20 protein-coding genes are annotated in these 18,308 nt (G+C 67.1%); 11 read left to right on the plus strand and 9 right to left on the minus strand.

The window, feature by feature from the left end; translation table 11 throughout:
* Nucleotides 1-88: 88 nt before the first annotated feature.
* On the minus strand, nt 89-1,003 hold the full coding sequence (locus NP4_RS02755) for an LLM class F420-dependent oxidoreductase (RefSeq protein ID WP_067991251.1): 915 nt from the start codon (nt 1,001-1,003) through the stop codon (nt 89-91).
* An 82-nt stretch (nt 1,004-1,085) separates the two neighbouring features.
* On the opposite strand from NP4_RS02755, the gene NP4_RS02760 reads away from it, so the two are divergent.
* Nucleotides 1,086-1,526: a MarR family winged helix-turn-helix transcriptional regulator gene (locus NP4_RS02760; RefSeq protein ID WP_067991253.1), complete on the plus strand. Its 441-nt coding sequence runs from the start codon at nt 1,086-1,088 to the stop codon at nt 1,524-1,526.
* 18 nt (nt 1,527-1,544) lie between these two features.
* On the opposite strand, the gene NP4_RS02765 is transcribed toward NP4_RS02760, so the two are convergent.
* Genes NP4_RS02765 through NP4_RS02775 form a run of 3 tightly spaced genes read right to left on the minus strand, consistent with a single transcriptional unit; the run spans nt 1,545 to nt 4,241 of the window.
* Nucleotides 1,545-1,970 (minus strand): molybdenum cofactor biosynthesis protein MoaE, encoded by a 426-nt coding sequence (locus NP4_RS02765; protein ID WP_067991255.1) that lies wholly within the window; start codon nt 1,968-1,970, stop codon nt 1,545-1,547.
* Complete coding sequence (gene moaCB, locus NP4_RS02770; protein WP_067991257.1) at nt 1,963-3,036, minus strand: bifunctional molybdenum cofactor biosynthesis protein MoaC/MoaB; 1,074 nt, start codon at nt 3,034-3,036, stop codon at nt 1,963-1,965. The genes NP4_RS02765 and moaCB overlap by 8 nt, the downstream gene beginning before the upstream one ends.
* Nucleotides 3,033-4,241, minus strand: a complete 1,209-nt coding sequence (locus tag NP4_RS02775; RefSeq protein WP_067991259.1) for a molybdopterin molybdotransferase MoeA — start codon at nt 4,239-4,241, stop codon at nt 3,033-3,035. The genes moaCB and NP4_RS02775 overlap by 4 nt, the downstream gene beginning before the upstream one ends.
* Nucleotides 4,242-4,327: 86 nt before the next feature.
* Between NP4_RS02775 and moaA the strand changes: the two genes are divergently transcribed.
* Entirely contained in the window at nt 4,328-5,386 is a 1,059-nt protein-coding gene (gene moaA, locus NP4_RS02780) for a GTP 3',8-cyclase MoaA (RefSeq protein WP_067992021.1), read from the plus strand.
* Nucleotides 5,379-5,621 (plus strand): MoaD/ThiS family protein, encoded by a 243-nt coding sequence (locus NP4_RS02785; RefSeq protein ID WP_067991264.1) that lies wholly within the window; start codon nt 5,379-5,381, stop codon nt 5,619-5,621. The genes moaA and NP4_RS02785 overlap by 8 nt, the downstream gene beginning before the upstream one ends.
* Before the next feature lie 26 nt (nt 5,622-5,647).
* Here NP4_RS02785 and nadE read toward each other — a convergent pair whose 3' ends face one another.
* Nucleotides 5,648-6,490, minus strand: coding sequence for an NAD(+) synthase (nadE, locus tag NP4_RS02790; RefSeq protein ID WP_067991268.1), 843 nt, complete (start codon nt 6,488-6,490; stop codon nt 5,648-5,650).
* A 9-nt stretch (nt 6,491-6,499) separates the two neighbouring features.
* A complete protein-coding gene (locus NP4_RS02795; protein WP_373863805.1) occupies nt 6,500-7,117 on the minus strand; it encodes a TetR/AcrR family transcriptional regulator in 618 nt (205 codons plus the stop codon).
* Nucleotides 7,118-7,258: 141 nt separating this feature from the next.
* On the opposite strand from NP4_RS02795, the gene NP4_RS02800 reads away from it, so the two are divergent.
* The 6 genes from NP4_RS02800 to NP4_RS02825 all read left to right on the plus strand — a co-directional run bounded on the left by NP4_RS02800 (nt 7,259) and on the right by NP4_RS02825 (nt 12,873).
* Nucleotides 7,259-7,825: an NAD(P)H-dependent oxidoreductase gene (locus NP4_RS02800; protein WP_067991271.1), complete on the plus strand. Its 567-nt coding sequence runs from the start codon at nt 7,259-7,261 to the stop codon at nt 7,823-7,825.
* A 241-nt stretch (nt 7,826-8,066) separates the two neighbouring features.
* On the plus strand, nt 8,067-8,189 hold the full coding sequence (gene ykgO, locus NP4_RS02805; protein WP_062511938.1) for a type B 50S ribosomal protein L36: 123 nt from the start codon (nt 8,067-8,069) through the stop codon (nt 8,187-8,189).
* Nucleotides 8,190-8,620: 431 nt separating this feature from the next.
* Nucleotides 8,621-8,854, plus strand: coding sequence for a redoxin NrdH (locus tag NP4_RS02810; RefSeq protein ID WP_062511933.1), 234 nt, complete (start codon nt 8,621-8,623; stop codon nt 8,852-8,854).
* Nucleotides 8,855-8,903: 49 nt separating this feature from the next.
* Nucleotides 8,904-9,374, plus strand: a complete 471-nt coding sequence (nrdI, locus tag NP4_RS02815; protein WP_067992027.1) for a class Ib ribonucleoside-diphosphate reductase assembly flavoprotein NrdI — start codon at nt 8,904-8,906, stop codon at nt 9,372-9,374.
* Nucleotides 9,375-9,433: 59 nt separating this feature from the next.
* A complete protein-coding gene (nrdE, locus tag NP4_RS02820; protein WP_245997024.1) occupies nt 9,434-11,515 on the plus strand; it encodes a class 1b ribonucleoside-diphosphate reductase subunit alpha in 2,082 nt (693 codons plus the stop codon).
* A 224-nt stretch (nt 11,516-11,739) separates the two neighbouring features.
* Nucleotides 11,740-12,873 (plus strand): sensor histidine kinase, encoded by a 1,134-nt coding sequence (locus NP4_RS02825; RefSeq protein ID WP_169813643.1) that lies wholly within the window; start codon nt 11,740-11,742, stop codon nt 12,871-12,873.
* A 4-nt stretch (nt 12,874-12,877) separates the two neighbouring features.
* On the opposite strand, the gene NP4_RS02830 is transcribed toward NP4_RS02825, so the two are convergent.
* The 3 genes from NP4_RS02830 to NP4_RS02840 are packed head-to-tail and all read right to left on the minus strand — an operon-like array spanning nt 12,878 to nt 15,216.
* The gene (locus tag NP4_RS02830) at nt 12,878-13,096 is read right to left on the minus strand and encodes a hypothetical protein (protein WP_067991277.1); all 219 of its coding nucleotides are present in this window, start codon (nt 13,094-13,096) and stop codon (nt 12,878-12,880) included.
* A gap of 54 nt (nt 13,097-13,150) precedes the next feature.
* Nucleotides 13,151-14,461, minus strand: coding sequence for a sensor histidine kinase (locus tag NP4_RS02835; RefSeq protein WP_067991280.1), 1,311 nt, complete (start codon nt 14,459-14,461; stop codon nt 13,151-13,153).
* Nucleotides 14,458-15,216: a response regulator transcription factor gene (locus tag NP4_RS02840; RefSeq protein ID WP_082875463.1), complete on the minus strand. Its 759-nt coding sequence runs from the start codon at nt 15,214-15,216 to the stop codon at nt 14,458-14,460. Before NP4_RS02840 ends, NP4_RS02835 begins: the two co-directional genes overlap by 4 nt.
* 383 nt (nt 15,217-15,599) lie before the next feature.
* On the opposite strand from NP4_RS02840, the gene mgtE reads away from it, so the two are divergent.
* Both mgtE and nrdF read left to right on the plus strand, forming a co-directional pair.
* The gene (gene mgtE / locus NP4_RS02845; protein WP_067991283.1) at nt 15,600-16,982 is read left to right on the plus strand and encodes a magnesium transporter; all 1,383 of its coding nucleotides are present in this window, start codon (nt 15,600-15,602) and stop codon (nt 16,980-16,982) included.
* 214 nt (nt 16,983-17,196) lie between these two features.
* Entirely contained in the window at nt 17,197-18,159 is a 963-nt protein-coding gene (gene nrdF, locus NP4_RS02850) for a class 1b ribonucleoside-diphosphate reductase subunit beta (RefSeq protein WP_067991287.1), read from the plus strand.
* Nucleotides 18,160-18,308: the final 149 nt, after the last annotated feature.

Here is an 18,308-nt window from a genome sequence, read left to right on the forward strand (position 1 = left end):
CACCCTCGCCGCGGCCACGTCGTTCGGGCTGAATCTGGTGTTCAATCACACCCGGATCGGGGCGTTCGCGCGCTCGCGCACGGTCGAATCAGGCTCCGAGCGCGTGGATTTCGGGCAGTAGCGCGCCGAGGGTCGCCAGGCGCTCGGTGGTCCACGGCTGGGTCGGGGCCAGCACCGCGTGATCGACGCCCAGTTCGGCCAGTTCGCGCAGGCGCACGAGGAGTCGGTCGGGAGCGGTCGGATCGAAACGTGTGCCGACGGTCTTCTCGATCGTGGCGTAGTCCCGGCCGATCTCGGCACAGTGTTTGCGCAGCACCTCGAGTTTGTGGCCGATATCGCCGCCCAGGCCGACATCGGGCATATCCGACAGATTGCAGGCGTCGGCGTAGCGGGCGACCAACCGCAGGGTCTTGCGCTCGCCGCTGCCCGCCACCAGGATCGGCGGATGCGGGCGCTGAATCGAGTTGGGCGAGTTCAGTGTGCGCATCAATGTGTAATGCGTTCCGTAGTAGGGTGCTTCGTCCTCGCTCCACATCTGTTCGGCGATGCGCAGCACCTCTTCCAGTCGCTCGAATCGCTCGGCCAGGCTCGGGAACGGAATGCCCAGACCCTCTGCCTCCCAGCGGGTTCCCGGTCCCATCGGTTCCGGATCGAAGCGTGCGCCCGCGCCGACGCCGAAATACATTCGGCCGCCGCTGAATACGTCCAACGCGGTGACCTGTTTGAGCAGTACGCCCGGATGCCGGTAGGCGATCGAGGTGACCAGGGTGCCGAGTCGAATGCGGCGGGTGCGCCCGGCCAGAAAGCCCAGTGTCGCATAGGCTTCCGGCAGCGGGGATTGCGGCGGGCGGCCGGTCAGGTGGATCTGGAAGAAGTGATCCATTACCCACAGGCTGTCGAATCCCGCCTCGTCGGCCTGTTCGGCGAGGCCGGCGACGAGCGGGCCGAGCTGCTCGGGGGATACGTCGTAGGAGAAATCGGAGAGGGTCAAACCCAGCTTCATTACCTGTCCCAATGTTCGTTAGCCGAGTAACGACCATAACGTGAGTCGGCTAACGATATCAATACCCTAGGCTGGGTCCACCATGAACGACCAGTCCGGCGCCGAATTCCAGAATGCCTTCTGGGCTGCCAAACAGGCCCTGATGAACGCCGCCGCCACGGCCTACGCTCGCCACGGCGTCTACGACGGGCAGCAGTTCATCCTGCGCTGCCTGTGGGCCGAGGACGGCCTGGCCCCGGGCGAGATCGCCAGACGACTGGGGTTGTCGACGCCGACGGTCACCCGGGCGACCACCCGGATGGAGGCGGCCGGCCTGCTGCGCCGCGAACCGCATGCCACCGATCGTCGTTTGGTGCGACTGCATCTCACCGACCGCGGGCGGAAGCTCGAGCGGGTCATCGAGGAGGAGAGCGATCGGCTGGTCGATCGCGCGCTGATCACGCTGGACGCGGCCGAGCGGGAGCGATTCGTGAGCGCGTTGCGGGCCATCGAACGCAATCTGGGCCGCGCCGACGGGGAATGACCGGGCCCGCAGGCGATTTCAGCCGCAGGCGTTCACCCATTCGGAGAGGCCGTCGGCGAACAGCTGACGCTTCCAGATGGGCACCTCGTGTTTGATGCGATCGACGAGTTCGGCGCAGACGGTGAAGGCCTCGGCGCGATGCGGTGCGGCGACGGCGACCGCGACGGCCAGATCGCCGATGCCGAGCGAGCCGATGCGATGCACGGCCGCCACGGGCAGCCCCGCGGCCGTGGCGATCTCGGCGCAGATCGTGTGCAGGAACCGCTCGGCCTGCGGATGGGCCGAATACTCCAGGGCCGAAACCGACTGTCCGCCATCATGATCGCGCACCTTGCCGGTGAACACCACGACCGCACCGTATTCGGGTCCGCTCACCGCCGCCTCGACCGCCGCGGGATCCAGTGTGGTGTCCACGATTCCGGTGAGCCGCACCAGCTCACTCATGACTGCCTCCTCCGGCGACCTGCGCCAGCAGATGATCGATCAGGGGTTCCAGGACCGCGATCCCATCGCGCACGCCACCGGGCGAACCGGGCAGATTGATGACGACCGTACGTCCCGCCAAACCGGCGACGCCGCGGCTGAGTGCCGCCAGTGCGAAGGTCGCGGTGCCGCGCAGTCGAATCGTCTCCGCCACACCGGGCAGTTCCCGATCCAGCACGGCCAGTGTGGCCTCGGGCGTCGCATCGGTGGGCGAGGCCCCGGTACCGCCGGTCGTGATCACCAGCCCGGGCTCGCCGTCGAGCGCGTCCGCCAGCCCGTCGGCGATATCGGCATCGGCGTAGACCAGCGGCCCGCGCACCGAAAATCCCTGAGCGGTAAGCCATTCCACCAGCACCGGGCCGGTCTTGTCGACCCGGGTGCCCGCCGCGGCGCCGGTGGACGCGACCACCACGACGGCCGATCGCGATCCCTCCGCGGCCTCATGCTTCCCACCCGCTGCGTGGGCGTGCCGGTGTTGCTTCGTGATCCGATCGTCGTCGTCGGCGGAGGGGTCGCGATCGTCCGGCGGTGCGGACGCGTTCGTGCGATGGCCGGATCCGGCACGCTCCCAATGTCCCCGTTTACCACCATCTTTGGTCAGCAGCCGCACATCGGTCAGCGTCGCCGCCGGATCGACCGCCTTGACCATGTCGTGCAGGGTCAGCCCCGCGACGGCCACCGCGGTGAGGGCCTCCATTTCGACGCCGGTGGGGCCCTTGGTCTTCGCGGTGGCCTCGATGGTGATGGCGTCGGGGGTGAAGCCGAAGCTGACGTTGACCGAGGACAGAGCGAGTTGGTGGCACAGCGGGATCAGCTCGGAGGTCTTCTTCGCGCCCGCGATGCCCGCGATGCGAGCGGTGGCCAGCACATCGGCCTTGGGCATATCGTCGGCCTGAACCAGGCGGACCACCTCGGCGGTCGTGCGCAGTTGTCCGGCCGCGACCGCCACACGCGTGGTGTCGGATTTGGCGCTCACGTCGACCATGCGCGCCCGACCCTCGGAATCCAGATGCGACAGCTCCGTCATAGCTCCCAGACTTCCACAACCGATCCGGCCGTCAGCTCGGTGACCTCCGCCGGAATATCGATCAGCACGTCGGCATGTGCCATCGCGGCCACCAGATGCGATCCCGGACCCGAGGCCAGCGCCACCCCGTCGATCTCCATCCGCCCGCGCAGGAACTGCCTGCGACCGGAGGGGGAGCGCACCGGGTCCAACAGCGGCACATCGGCTTTCGGCACCGCGGGGAGGCCCGACAGCTCGCGCAGCATCGGTCGGGCGAAGACCTCGAACGACACCATGGTGCTCACCGGATTGCCCGGGAAGCTCAGTACCGCAACCCCGTCGACGACCGTGATCCCCTGCGGCCCACCGGGTTGCACCGCGACCGAGCCGAATTCCCCACCGAGCGTGGCCAATACGTCCTTGACCACCTCGAAATCGCCCTTGGACACCCCGCCCGAGGTGAACACCACATCCGCGGCGGCCGTCGCGCGATCCAGTTTCGCGCGGAATTCGGCCGGATCGTCGCGGCTGTGATCGACCGAGATCACCTCGACGCCGTTGGCCGCGAGCGCCGCGGCCAACGCGATGCCGTTGGAGTTGTAGATCTGTCCCGGCCGCAGCGGGGATCCGGCGGGCATCAACTCGTCACCGGTGGTGAGCACCGCCGCGCGCACCCGCCGGAAGACCGCGAGCCGGGGCAGCCCCACCGCGGCCAGCGCCGCGATATGCCGCGGCGCGACCAGCGTGCCCGCCGCGACCAGCAGTTCACCGGCCCGCACGTCGGTACCCGGTTCGCGCACGAAATCGCCCGTGCGACGGCCTCGTTCGATAGTGACCGTCTGCTCGTCCGCGCGGGTGTCCTCGACCGGGACCACGCAGTCCGCCCCCGGCGGAATCGGCGCGCCGGTCATCACCTTCATTGCCGCGCCCGGCGGCAGCGGCGTCTGCCCGGGCTGCCCGGCCGCGACCACACCGGCCAGCGGCAGCGTCGCGGGCGTCACGGTCACCGATTCGGCGCGTACGGCGTAGCCGTCCATCCCGGAGTTGCGGAACACCGGCAGATCCAGCGGCGCCCGCACCTCGCCGGCCAACAGGCGGCCGAGCGCCTCGGCCACCGGCACGTCCTCCACATCGCGCACGGCGATCGGCCGCAGTAGCTGCTCGACGCGCCGGCGATGGTCCTCGACGGATCGGGCCGAGGTCGATGCGGCTGGGCGGGTAGTCATGCCGCCAGCCTAATCGGCGCAGGTGTGGGCACAGTTCGTAGATTCCTCCGAAGCATGCCGGGACGAACGTGACAATAATGGGTGCCGTGACCGTGGTTGTGATGGGAATTCCCGCAGTGCGAGGCAAGCGGCCCGCGCTGGACGGCCGGCCCGACACTCCGTATCTGGTCGACCGCTTCGGGCGGGTAGCCCGTGATTTGCGTGTATCCATCACCGAGAAATGCTCGCTGCGCTGCACCTATTGCATGCCCGAGGAGGGTCTTCCGGCGATTCCCGCCGACGAACTGCTCTCCGCCGAGGAGATCGTGCGGGTGATCACGCTGGCCGTACACGATCTCGGGGTGCGCGAGGTCCGCTTCACCGGCGGCGAGCCGCTCATGCGCTGCGATCTGGAACGGATCGTCGCGGGCTGCCGGGCGGAACTGTCCGATACGCCGCTGTCGATGACCACCAATGCCGTCGGGCTGGAACATCGCGCCGCCGGTCTGGCGCGGGCCGGGCTGAATCGGATCAACGTCTCCCTCGACACGGTCGACCGCGCCGGATTCGCCCGCCTGACCCGGCGCGACCGGCTCGGTTCGGTGCTGTCCGGTATCCGAGCCGCCCGGCGGGCGGGCCTCGCGCCGGTGAAGGTGAACGCCGTGCTCATGCGCGAAACCCTCGGCGGTGCAACGGATCTGCTGCGCTGGTGCCTGGACGAGGGTTGTGAGCTGCGTTTCATCGAGGAGATGCCGCTCGACGCCGATCACGAATGGGCGCGGACGCGCATGGTCACCGCCGCCGAACTGCTCGAGGTGCTCGGCGCGCGGTTCACCCTCACCGAGATCGGCCGCGACGATCCGTCCGCGCCCGCGGAGAGCTGGCTGGTGGACGGCGGTCCGGCAACGGTCGGCATCATCGCCTCGGTGACCCGCAAATTCTGCGGCGACTGCGACCGCACCCGGCTGACCGCCGACGGCATGATCCGCTCGTGCCTGTTCAGCGATCAGGAATACGATCTGCGCACCCCGCTGCGCGCGGGCGCGAGCGATGCGGAACTGTCGACGCTGTGGCGCGGCGCGATGTGGAACAAATGGGCCGGGCACGGCATCGATGCCGTCGGATTCGTGCCCCCGGAACGGACGATGGGAGCCATCGGTGGTTGAGGTCCGCTATTTCGCCGCGATCGCCGACGCGGTCGGCAAGTCCAGCGAGCGTGTCGACCTGCCCGCCGACGCCACGGTCGGTGATCTGCGCCGAAGCCTGTCGGCCACATACGGTTCCGACCTCGACACGATGTTGAAGGTGTGCGCCTTCCTGATCGGCGACGAGCTCACCCGCGACGGACGGATGCGCCTGGGCGAGCGGGTCGATGTGCTGCCGCCCTTCGCGGGCGGATAGCGGTGGAACGCCGGGACGGCTGAACTTCAGCCCTGCCACCAGGTATCGAGTGGGGTCACCGGCACGGTGCGCTTGTGCCGGGTGTTGCGGAAGATCGTTTCGACCCGGTCGGCGACTTCCGGTTCGACGTCCTTGCCCTCGAGATAGTCGTCGATCTGGGTGTATTTCAGGCCGAGGGCGACCTCGTCGGGGAGGGCGGGGCGGTCGTCCTCGAGGTCGGCGGTGGGGACCTTCTGCCACACGCTCGGCGGGGCGCCCAGTTCCTGCAGCAGGGCCGCGCCCTGGCGTTTGGTCAGGCCGGTGAGCGGGGTGACGTCGACGCCGCCGTCGCCGTATTTGGTGAAGAAACCGGTGACCGCCTCGGCGGCGTGATCGGTGCCGACCACCAGCATGTTCAGCTGACCGGCGATCGCGTACTGGATGACCATGCGCTCGCGGGCCTTGATGTTGCCGCGTACGAAGTCGCGCAATTGCGGCTGCTCGCCGAGGATTTCGCGCAGGCCCTGCGCCGATTCCGCGCCCACCGCGTCGGCGCTCGGTTTGACGTTCACCTCGATCGAGCGGTCGGGGCGGATGAATCGCAGCGCGATCTGGGCGTCCTCCTCGTCGGCCTGTACGCCGTAGGGCAGCCGCACCGCGACGAAGGTGGTCTCGCGGCCCTCCGCGCGCAACTCCTCCGCGGCCAGCTGGCACAGCCGCCCGGTCAGCGAGGAATCCTGACCGCCGCTGATGCCGAGTACGAAACCCGTTGCGGGCGTGGACTTCAGATACTCCTTGAGGAAGTCGACACGCCTGCGTATCTCGACCTTCGGCTCGATGACCGGCTGGACGCCCAATTCGGCGATGATCTGTTCGCGCAGGTTCCCCATGGCGTCACTTTAACGGTCACGAGGTACGAGCGAACGGACCAGATGTTCCCAATGGTCGCCGATCTGGTCGAGGGAGTAGCCGAGGACCTGGACCTGATGTAGGACCAGCGTGGCGTCGAGGGTGGTCAGCAGCGTATCGGCCAGCAGCGGGATCTCGCCGCTGGTTCCGGCTTGGCGCAGCAGCAGGGCGACATGGGTTCTGGCGATGTTGTAGGGCGGTGAGGCGAAGCGGCCGTGCTCGTCGGCGGCGCGGCGGACCTCGCCCTCCACCTCGATGGCGGCCAGCCGGGCGCGGCCGAAGGCCACCAGGCGCTCCACCGGCGGGGCGCCCGGACCGAGCGGGGGTGGGCCGAAGATGTAGGCGGCCTGCAGTTTTCGGTCGGACTGGTCGAGCAGGGCCATCATGAGTCCGGAGCGATTGCCGAAGCGGCGGAAGACCGTGCCCTTACCGACGCCGGCGCGCTTGGCGACCTCGTCCATGGTGACGGCGTCGGCGCCGTGCTCGCGCACCAGCTGTTCGGCGGCGTCCAGCAGCAGCTGCCGATTGCGCGCGGCGTCGCTACGCTCGGTGTGTTCGGCGACCGGCAGGGTGGTCGCCGATTCGATCGAGGGGAACGGCGGCGAGATCGGTTCGATCGGAATCGACTTCGAATGTTCGATGTTTGTGTCTCGGGTCACAAGGGGCTACCTCACAGGAATGAAGCGGACCATGGTCCGGTTATTGTGACACGAAAGCGGAACAGCTTGCCCATCGCACAAGGAGTGACCATGTCCCAGACTCGCCTTCTCGCTCTCGTCGGTAGCCTGCGCGCCGGGTCGTTCAACCGGCAGCTCGCCGAGGCCGCCGCCCAGACCGCACCGGATGGTGTCGAGGTCGAGATCTACGCCGGTCTCGCCGATATCCCTTTCTACAACGAGGACATCGACGTTCCCGGTAGCCTGCCCGCAACGGCGTCCGCATTGCGCGACGCGGTGGCCGCGGCCGACGGCCTGCTGCTGTTCGTGCCCGAATACAACGGCACCATCCCCGCCGCACTGAAGAACGCCATCGACTGGGCCTCGCGCCCCTACGGCCAGGGCTCGATCAAGGACAAGCCCACCGCGGTGATCAGCGCTTCGATCAGCTCCAACGCCGCCAAGTGGTCCCACGGCGACACCGTCAAGGCCCTCGGTGTCGCGGGCGCCGCGGTAGTCGAAAGCGCCCACCTGCACTTCGGCACCATCAACCAGCGCTTCGCCGCGGCCCACCCCCGCGAAGACGCCGAGGCCCTCACCCAACTCGCCGCCGCCGTCCGAGAACTGGTCGAGGCCACCAGGTCCCGCGTCAACGCCTGACCGCCGCCCTTGATGAGGGCGCTCGCCTTGGGGTGAGCGAGTGGTGGCTGCTGATTCGGGTGAGCGGCGCGCAGCGCAGTCCATCCTGACGGTTGTATTGGGTCGTGGTGCTCCCTTTCGGGTGTGGCGTAGCCGTCTCATATCCCCCGGCTCGGCGCGTCAGCACCGGGCCGGGGCTTTTCGTCTCCGATGATGGAATGTATAGACTATGAAAACCGTTTTCATTACTGGAGGTGAAGAGATGAAGGTTCGGAACTCGTTGCGGTCGTTGAAGGACAAGCCGGGGGCTCAGGTTGTTCGGCGGCGGGGGCGGACGTTTGTGATCAACAAGAAGGAGCCTCGGTTCAAGGCTCGGCAGGGCTGAGCTCTACGTCGCGGCTCGGGCCGCTCGTCCGGTTGCGGGCGGGCGGCCCGTGGTCGTTCGGGGGGTTGGGGAGGGGTGTGATTGGTGTTGCGGGTGGGTTTGCTGGGAAAGAGCTGTGTCGCGAAATCGTGATGTGCGCCACTGTCGTGTCGGGTTGCGAATCAACTGTCCAGGTACTTACGCCGATCGAATTTCACCTTTGTGACTCGCAACATGTCGTGTTGTATGAATCTGTCGGCCACTAGGTGTAGTGTCTACGGCACTGGAGAACGTTGCGGACTCCGTACCGGTCACACTCTCGCGACCTGGGCCTCGGCAACCGCTTCCAGGGGTTTGCGCAGGATCAGGACTTGTCCCGGCGCGCGGGTGGCCGGGAACTGGCTTCAGCCGTGCACTGCATACCGGACAAGGCGAAGGAGAGAGGGACACCCATGACCATCACCGTCTACACCAAGCCCGCATGTGTTCAGTGCAACGCCACGTACCGCGCGCTCGACAAGGCCGGTGTGGACTACGAGGTCGTCGACATCTCCGAGAACCCCGAGGCCCGCGATTTCGTCATGGCGCTGGGCTACCTGCAGGCTCCCGTCGTCGTCGCCGGCGACGACCACTGGTCGGGCTTCCGCCCCGATCGCATCAAGGCCCTGGTGACGGCCGCGGCCTGATTGCTCTCAGGTAGACGAATGGCCTGATCCGACGAGGAAAGGGGGAGTGGTGCCGAATCTGGTCTACTTCTCGAGCGCGTCGGAGAACACGCATCGTTTCGTGCAGCGGCTGGGCCTCCCGGCCGCGCGCATTCCGCTCCACACCGCTGACTCGCTTCGCGTCGACGAGCCCTACGTGCTTATCTCCCCCACCTACGGGGGAGGTAAGCACGTCTTCGACGCCGGGCGCGGAGAGGGTGGGAGCAGCAGATCCGACAAGGAATTCGTGCCCCGGCAGGTTGCGAAATTCCTCAACGATCCGCACAATCGTGCGCTGTTGCGCGGCGTCGTGGCGGCCGGCAACACAAACTTCGGCGATACGTACTGCTATGCGGGAGAAGTGATCTCACGCAAGTGCGGGGTGCCGTACCTGTATCGCTTCGAACTCATGGGAACCGCCGAGGACGTCGAGCGCGTCCGAGAGGGATTGGGATTGTTTTGGCAACGACAACAGCACCGGCCGGAAAGACGGCCCGCCTAGAGCGTCCGGTCAGCGGCGACGCGTCCACCGAGGGCCTGGACTACCACGCACTCAACGCGATGCTGAACCTGTACGGACCGGGCGGCGAGATCCAGTTCGAGCGGGATCGCGAGGCCGCGCGGCAGTACTTCCTGCAGCATGTCAACCAGAACACCGTCTTCTTCCACAATCTCGACGAGAAGCTCGACTACCTCGTCGAGGAGAACTACTACGAACCCGAGGTGCTGGACCAGTACAGCCGGGCCTTCGTGAAGAAGCTTTTCCAGCAGGCCTACGCCAAGAAGTTCCGGTTCCCGACCTTCCTCGGCGCGTTCAAGTACTACACCTCGTACACGCTCAAGACCTTCGACGGCAAGCGCTATCTGGAGCGCTTCGAGGACCGGGTGTGCATGGTCGCGCTCACCCTGGCCGCCGGTGACGAGCCGCTGGCCCAGTCGCTGGTCGACGAGATCATGGACGGCCGCTTCCAGCCGGCCACCCCGACATTCCTCAACTCGGGCAAGAAGCAGCGCGGCGAACCGGTGTCGTGCTTCCTGCTGCGCATCGAGGACAATATGGAGTCCATCGGTCGCTCGATCAACTCCGCACTGCAGCTGTCCAAGCGCGGCGGCGGTGTCGCATTGCTGCTCAGCAATATTCGTGAGCACGGCGCGCCGATCAAGAAGATCGAGAACCAGTCCTCGGGCGTCATCCCGATCATGAAGCTGCTGGAGGATTCGTTCTCCTACGCCAATCAGCTCGGCGCGCGGCAGGGCGCGGGCGCGGTGTATCTGCACGCGCACCACCCCGACATCTACCGCTTCCTCGACACCAAGCGCGAGAACGCGGACGAGAAGATCCGCATCAAAACGCTGAGCCTGGGCGTGGTGATCCCCGACATCACCTTCGAGCTGGCGAAGAAGAACGAGGACATGTACCTGTTCTCGCCCTACGACGTCGAGCGCCTCTACGGCGTGCCGTTCGCTGATGTGAACGTCACCGAGAAGTACTACGAGATGGTCGACGACAAGCGGATTCGCAAGTCGAAGATCAACGCGCGCGAGTTCTTCCAGACCATCGCCGAGCTGCAGTTCGAGTCGGGCTACCCGTACATCATGTACGAGGACACGGTGAATCGCGCCAATCCGATCGCGGGCAAGATCACCCACTCCAACCTGTGCTCGGAGATCCTGCAGGTCTCCACGCCCTCGATCTACAACGACGATCTGTCCTACGCCAAGGTGGGCAAGGACATCTCGTGCAATCTGGGTTCGCTCAACATCGCCAAGACCATGGATTCGCCGGACTTCGGCCAGACCGTGGAGACCGCGATCCGCGCCCTGACCGCCGTCTCGGATCAGACCCACATCTACTCGGTGCCCTCGATCGAGCAGGGCAACAACCAGTCCCACGCCATCGGCCTCGGACAGATGAACCTGCACGGCTACCTGGCCCGCGAGCACATCCACTACGGCTCCGACGAGGGCGTCGACTTCACGAACATCTACTTCTACACGATCGCCTTCCACGCGATCCGGGCGTCGAACAAGCTGGCCATCGAGCGCGGCCAGTCCTTCGGCGGCTTCGCCGAGTCGAAGTACGCCAGCGGCGAGTACTTCGACAAGTACACCGAGCAGACGTGGGAGCCGCAGACCGAGCGGGTGCGCGGGATCTTCGCCGAGGCGGGCGTGCACATCCCGACCCAGGACGACTGGCGCGAGCTGAAGGCCTCGGTCATGGCCCACGGCATCTACAACCAGAACCTGCAGGCCGTGCCGCCGACCGGCTCGATCTCCTACATCAACCACTCCACCAGCTCGATCCACCCGGTGGCGTCGAAGATCGAGATCCGCAAGGAAGGCAAGATCGGGCGCGTCTACTACCCCGCGCCCTATATGACCAACGAGAATCTCGACTACTTCCAGGACGCCTACGACATCGGCTACGAGAAGATCATCGACACCTACGCCGCGGCCACCCAGCACGTGGACCAGGGCCTGTCGCTGACGCTGTTCTTCAAGGACACCGCCACCACCCGCGATGTCAACCGGGCGCAGATCTACGCCTGGCGCAAGGGCATCAAGACCCTCTACTACATCCGCATCCGCCAGATGGCGCTGGAGGGCACCGAGGTCGAGGGCTGCGTGAGCTGCATGCTCTGAGAACCGTTGTGCGAAGGGCGCTTCCGGAAACCCCGGAGGCGCCCTTTCGTATTGGGCGAGTTCGGTTCGTGCAGCGGCGCTTCACCATCGGGTACTGAATCCCGTCAACACTGCGTCAGGATTTCGTTTTGGTGCGTGATTGACGGGTTCTGGCCGGTCAGGATGGGTGATGGCCCCGCGTGATGCGCGGGGTGTCCGTCCGAGCCGTGCGAGGGAGGGTGACCGTGAGAGCGACACTGACCGCCCGTCTGGGCGCCCTGGCGGGGGTCGGGCGGGGTTATGGGGTGCGGGGGGACTGGCGGTGGCGGGTGGTCGGGTTCGCGGTGGCGGTGGTGCTGCTGCCGTTGCTGACCGGGGTGCTCGCGCTGGTGCGGGCCGAGTTGTCGCTGGTGGGGGATACATTGGTCTATCTGTTCGCGGTCGCGGCGGTTTCGGTGATCGGCGGGCGATTGCCCGCGTTGCTCACCAGCGTGGCCGGATTCCTGTTGCTCGCCTACTACTTCGCACCGCCGATTCATTCCTTCGCGGTGGCCGATCCGGAGAATGTGCTGCTGCTGGTCGCCTACCTGGTGGCCGGGGCGGTGTTCGACGTGCTGATCGAACGGGTGATCCGTCGGTCGGGCAGTGCGGTGGCCGATCAGGTCGCGGCCGCGCCGGAGGGCGAGCGGGTGCGGACCGCGCTGCTCACCGCGATGGGACACGATCTGCGCACGCCGCTGGCCGCCGCATTGGCCGCGGTCGACGGGCTGGCCAGTGACGATGTGCATCCGAGTGAGGATCAGCGCCGCGATCTGCTCGATGTGGCGTCGGTTTCGCTGCGCAAACTCGACGGACTGGTCGACAACCTGATGGAGCTCAGCAAGTTGCGCGCGGGCACGCTGGCGGTCGCGGCGCGGCCGGTGGATGTGGTGGATCTGGTGGAGTCGAGTATCGCCGATCTGGGTCCGGCCGCGATCGCGGTGCAGACCCGGATGGCGGCGGCATTGCCCGCGGTCGTGGTGGATCCGGAGCTGATCGATCGGGCGATGAACAATCTGCTGCGCAATGCGCTGCGCTTCGCTCCGGGCGACAGCGGGGTGCTGGTGACCGCGAATTCCTGCGGGGACGGTGTGCAGATCCGGGTCATCGATCACGGGCCGGGTATTCCGATCGCCCAGCGCGAGCGGGTCTTTCAGCCCTTCCAGCGATTCGACGATCGTGACAATCACAGTGGGATCGGGCTGGGTCTGGCATTGGCGCGCGGGCTGGTGGAGGCGATGGGCGGGCGGCTGACCCCGGACGACACACCCGGGGGCGGGCTCACGATGATCATCACCCTGCCGGTGGTCGCGGCCAGTCGGGCGTCGGCGTCCTGGTGAGCGCTCAGCCGACCAGATACAACTCCCAGCCCCGCACCGAGACCGGGCGGCATTCGTAGCGAGTCCAGCCGGGATGCGCCTCGGTATCGGCGCCGCGCGCCTCGCAGGCGGCGCGGTTGTCGTAGGTGCCGTAGCGGACATCGTCGGCCAGTGCCCGCGCCCCGCCGCCGAGCAGTGCGCCGAAGGCCAGCGCGAACACCGCCAGCGCGATCCGAGTCGTCATCGATGTGTCCTTTCCGAGGAACGAGCCCCTCTTCGGCCCATTCCAACAGGACGGTTATGAGGATTTCGTGATCGCGGCGACGGGCAGTTCGGCCGGGGGCAGCCACAGCGTCGCGATTGTGCCGCCGCCCGCGGCCGGTTCGATCGCGGCATTGCCGCCGTGTACGCGCGCGACCCAGGCGACCAGGGCCAGCCCGATGCCGTGGCGGCCGCTGCGACCGACCGCGCCGCGGTCGAAGGGGTTGGCCGCCAAGGCCGGATCGATACCCGGGCCGTGGTCGCGCACGCTGACCCGACCCTCGGCGACGTGCACCTCGACCGGCGCGAGTTTGTTGACCGAGCCGTGGTGGACGGCGTTCTCGATCATGTTGCGCAGGGCCAGGCTCAGCAGTTCGGGGTCGCCCAGGACCACCGACGGACGGGCGTCGACGGTGATGCGCGCGTGCGGCAGATCCTCGGCGACGGTTTCGGCGAGTTGATCCAGTCGTAGCAGGGTGCGTTCCGGTTCGGCGATGCCCGCCTGCAGGCGGGCGCGGGCCAGTAGACCGGTCACCAGGCGGCCCATGCGATCGGCCAGGCCGCGGGTCTCGGCGAGGACGCGGTCGACGTCTTCCGGTGTGCGCGGGCGGGATTCGGTGATCAGCTTCATCGTGGTGAGCGGGGTCCGCAGTTCGTGGGCGGCGTCGGCGAGGAACTGTTCGTGCTCGTCGAGGACGGCGATCGCGGCGCGCATACTGCGCCCCGACAGCAGATGTCCCGCCGCGGCCGCGGCGGCCACGATGAGCAGGCCGCCGAACAACAGCCCGATGACCAGCCAGCGATGTGCGTCCGCACCCGCGACCGGCGGCGCTCCGGCCATGACGACCGTATCGATCTCGTTGTCGTTCCAGAAGACCGGGGTCGCCGCGATCCGCACCGGATCGCCGCTGCGGCCGGTGCCGGTGTTCATGAGGGTTTTGTAGATCTGCTGATCGGAACGGTCGATCGTGTCGGACGCCAGCATTTCCAGCTCGGCGTCGCCGGGCAGCTGCGAGCGCAGATAGGCGTGGGCCTGTCGCCATGCGCTGGAACGGTTCTCGCGCGTCATGACGACCACGGCCGTGCGCTGATTGGCCAGCTCGTCACCGGTGATGGTGGACACGTCGATGGCATGCCCGTCCTCGGTCAACAGCAGCGCCCGCGCGAGACCACCCGCGACCCGATCGAGATCGTTGTCCACTCCCCGCGAACGGGATTGGGTATCCACCCGCGCCGCGGCGATGCCGAGCACCAGTACACATATCGCGGTGATCGTGGTGACCAGAGCGGTCAACATCCACCGAGTCCGCCGCAGTCGGGCCAGGGCGGGCCGCTGCTCCCCGCTCATGCCGTCGACTCGCTGGCGCTCGCCGACGGCATGAGCGGGGAATTGGGGGAGGTGGGCGGCTCGGCGGGATGTGTTGGGGCCGTGGGGGAAGTGGGGTCGGGGTTGAGGAGGAAGCCTGTGCCGCGGATGGTTTCGATGGGGGAGGGTGGGCCCAGTTTGCGGCGGAGTTTGGCTACTACCGCGTCTACGACGTTGGAGGTGGGGTCGGCCATTTCGTCCCAGCAGCATTCGATGAGGTCGGTGCGGGAGATTGTGGCGCCGGGGTGGGTTGCGAGGCGCTCCAGGACGGCGAATTCCTTGGGGGTGAGGGTGAGGAGGATGCCTGCGCGGTGGACTCGGCGGCGCATGAGGTCGATTTCTATGTCGCCCACGGTGATTCGGGAGGCCGCGGGGTGGTCGCGGCGGCGGCACAGGGCGCGTACGCGCAGGATCAGCTCGGGCAGGGCGAAGGGTTTGGCCAGGTAGTCGTCGGCGCCGTTCTCGAATCCGGCGATGCGGTCGGCGAGGCCGTCGCGGGCGGTGAGGATCAGGGCGGGGACCGAGCGACCCGCGGCGCGGGTGTCGGCGACCAGGTCCAGGCCGTCGCCGTCGGGTAGGCCGCGGTCGACGACCAGGCAGTCGTAGCCGTTCACGGCGATCTTGAAGTCGGCGTCGGCGATATCGGAGGCGACGTCCACCGCGAATCCGGCCCCGCGTAATCCGGCGGTGACCTCCTCCGACAGTCGCGGATCGTCCTCCAACACCAGTACACGCACGAGGGCAGACCCTAAGCCATACCGGTCGGCCGCCCAATGCGCGCGCGGGTAGGTCGAGCGGGAAATGATCGAAAAATGATCAGCGCCGTGGGGATTTGCATGCCGCGCAACGGATTGCCGAACCATATCGTCCCCGCCCGCGCGTCGCGGGTCGTTGAGCAGTAAACTGCTGTTGTAGTTGCTGTGCGCCTGGGCGGCGTACCCCTGACAGTGGCCGATGACAAGGAGGTGGGTAGCTGTGCGTAGCGAACCCCCTAGTCGAAGGCCGCGCGGCGCCGCCCCTGTGACCTGCCGATAGTTCGACGGCAGCGGGGTCGGTGCCTCGCGGTGTGATCCGGTTCTCGATCCACTCATCATCGACTCGCTCGTGCCGAGGAACTGCCATGTCGCCGACAGATCTGTCCGTCGTTGCCCCTGCGCGCCCCACCGAGACCGCGCCCGCCGAATCGCTGTGCGATGTCGTCGACAGCCGTCGCGTCGAGGCCACGCTGCGCTGGCTCGACGACCATCCGCCGCACCTGATCGCCGACGAACTCGCGCGCATGGACGCCCTGCACGCCGGAATGGCCTTCCGGCTGCTGGACAAGGACCGCGCGCTGGCGGTGTTCGAGGAGCTCGAACCGGTCGATCAGCAGCAGATCCTCACGGGCCTGCGCGATCAGAGCTTCCGCGAACTGGTCGAGGGCATGGATCCCGACGACCGCGCCCGCATGCTGCGCGAGGCCCCGGCCAAGGTCGCCAAGAAGGTGCTCGCGGGCCTGAGCCCGCACGAGCGCCGGATGACCGCGGCCCTGCTCGGCTATCCGGAGGGTTCGGCCGGGCGCTACATGACCCCGGAAGTCGTTGCGCTGCCGCGGAATCTGACCGTCGAACAGGCGCTGCGCATGGTCCGCACCAAGGGTTCGGGCGCGGAGACCGTATACACGCTGCCCGTGGTCGATGCCGGACGGCGGCTGATCGGCATCGTGGAACTGCGCGAGCTGGTGCTCAGCGCGCCGGAGACGATGGTGTCCGATCTGGTTGTCACGGAACCGGTTTTCGCGCGCGCCACCGATTCCGCGGAGCGGGCCGCCCGGCTCATGCGCGAGACCAATGTCATCAACCTGCCGGTGGTCGACAGCGAGGACCGGTTGGTGGGATTGCTCACCATCGACGACGCGGTCGAGGTGATCGAGGCGGCCGACAGCGAGGACGTCGCGCGCCAGGCCGGAACCCAGCCCTGGGCCGGACATTATATGGCGGCCAAGGTCTTTCAGCTCGCCCGCTACCGCGCGATGTGGCTGCTGCTCCTGCTGGTCGCGGCGACGCTGACCGTCACGGTGACCGATGCCTTCGAGGCGACGCTGGCGCAGGCGGCGCATCTGGCCCTGTTCATTCCGCTGCTGATCGGCGCGGGCGGCAACGCCGGTGCGCAGGCGGCGACCTCGTGCGTGCGCGCGCTGGCGGTCGGCGAGGTGCGAGTATCGGATCTGCTGCGCGTGATCTGGCGCGAACTGCGGGTGGGCCTGGTGCTCGGCGCGATGTTGGCGGCGGTCGGCATGCTCATCGGCGCGGTCTTCGTCGGGGCGCAGATCGCGGTGGTCGTGGGCATCACGCTGGTGGTCATCTGCGGCTGGGCCGCGACCATCGGCGGCACGATGCCGTTGCTGGCCAAGAAGTTGCGTATCGATCCGGCGGTGATCTCCGCGCCGATGGTCACCACGCTGGTCGACGCGACCGGCCTGGTCATCTACTTCACCACCGCCAAAATGGTCCTGGGCATCTGATTCGCCATGCCGGTCCCGCACCGGTTGTGACGCTGGGCATTCCGGTACGCTCCCAGGCGTCGTTGTGGATCCCGGCACGCGATTCGCGCGTTCGTCCAGGACGGGCCGAGACACAAGCTGTTGTGTTGATCGTTGTTGTCGGACCCCAGTAGTAGTGTTCTGGGCGAGGGAAATCCGCACGGATCCATGAGGTGAGAAGGGTGAGTGAGCGGGCGTGAAATTGATCGACCGAGTGTCAGCGATCAACTGGAATCGGGTGCCCGACGAGAAGGATGCCGAGGTCTGGGACCGGCTGGTCGGCAACTTCTGGTTGCCGGAGAAGGTTCCGGTGTCCAATGACATTCCGTCGTGGGCCACGCTGACCGCGCAGGAGAAGCAGCTCACCATGCGCGTGTTCACCGGTCTGACCCTGCTCGACACGATTCAGGGCACGGTCGGCGCGGTGAGCCTGATTCCCGACGCGCTCACCCCGCACGAGGAGGCGGTGCTCACCAATATCGCGTTCATGGAGTCGGTGCACGCCAAGAGCTACAGCTCGATCTTCTCCACGCTGTGCTCCACCCGCGAGATCGACGACGCCTTCCGCTGGTCGGAGGAGAACCGCAATCTGCAGCGCAAGGCCGAGATCGTCCTCGAGTACTACCGGGGCGAGGAGCCGCTCAAGCGCAAGGTGGCCTCCACGCTGCTGGAGAGCTTCCTGTTCTACTCCGGCTTCTACCTGCCGATGTACTGGTCCTCGCGGGCCAAGCTCACCAACACCGCCGATCTGATCCGCCTGATCATCCGCGACGAGGCCGTGCACGGCTACTACATCGGCTACAAGTACCAGCGCGGCCTCGAGCAGCTCGCGCCCGCCGAGCGCGACGAGCTGAAGAACTACACCTTCGAACTGCTCTACGAGCTCTACGAGAACGAGGTCGAGTACACCCAGGACCTCTACGACGAGGTCGGCCTCACCGAGGACGTCAAGAAGTTCCTGCGCTACAACGCCAACAAGGCCCTGATGAATCTGGGCTACGAGGGCCTGTTCCCCAAGGACGAGACCGACGTCAACCCGGCCATCCTCTCGGCGCTGTCGCCCAATGCCGATGAGAACCACGACTTCTTCTCCGGCTCGGGCTCGAGCTATGTGATCGGTAAGGCGGTCAATACCGAGGACGAGGACTGGGAGTTCTGAGTTCGGCGAAACCTTCGGCCCCGGGCACTGCCGTGTGCCCGGGGCCTTCGACCATCTGGGCCGGTGATCTGGCTGCTGGCGAGCGGGTGCGCCACGGTGGGGCTACTGCGTGAGCGTCGAACCGTGCCGAATCCCGCGGCGACCGTGGC

Origin of the sequence: Nocardia pseudobrasiliensis NBRC 108224 (assembly GCF_001613105.1) — a bacterium.
GTDB classification, from domain to species: domain Bacteria; phylum Actinomycetota; class Actinomycetes; order Mycobacteriales; family Mycobacteriaceae; genus Nocardia; species Nocardia pseudobrasiliensis.